The sequence below is a fragment of the Gottfriedia luciferensis genome (genome assembly GCF_002156865.1).
In the GTDB taxonomy this organism is placed as follows: domain Bacteria; phylum Bacillota; class Bacilli; order Bacillales; family Bacillaceae_G; genus Gottfriedia; species Gottfriedia luciferensis.
Genome location: NZ_NCTA01000090.1, coordinates 1 through 506, shown reverse-complemented (window position 1 = coordinate 506; position 506 = coordinate 1). Strand labels below are relative to the sequence as shown.

The window sequence follows — 506 nt, the reverse complement described above, 5'->3', positions numbered from 1 at the left end:
AGCGATGAAGACAACACGACCGGCAACATCACGTTGACGCTGACGTGGGCAGCCGACGGCACCGTCACGGCAACGGACGGCGACAAGACGTACAGCGTGACCAGCACCGCAGCAGGCCAGTACACCATAGAAGGCGTGGACGTGAGCGGCCAGAAAGATGGCACGTTGACGGCGACGGCGACGTTCACAGACCAAGATGGCAACACGGTGAATAACATCACTGATGATGTGCAGAAAGACACCGACTACGGCCAGGCGGGTGAAGACGGCGCCCCAACGGTCGCGATCACCGATGAGAATGGTGAAGAGGTCATCAACGCCACAGAAACCGCGGACATCACGGTGAACTTCGGCGAAGGCGTGACGTCAGGCACGGCGGAAGTGGTCATCAGCGATGAAGACAACACGACCGGCAACATCACGTTGACGCTGACGTGGGCAGCCGACGGCACCGTCACGGCAACGGACGGCGACAAGACGTACAGCGTGACCAGCACCGCAGCAGG

Annotated in this window: 1 protein-coding gene; it reads left to right on the top strand. The window is 60.9% G+C overall.

The genetic code is table 11. The features are described from left to right. Nucleotides 1–506: hypothetical protein (locus B7R67_RS22275; RefSeq protein WP_158095171.1), on the top strand; the 506-nt coding region annotated here is incomplete at both ends.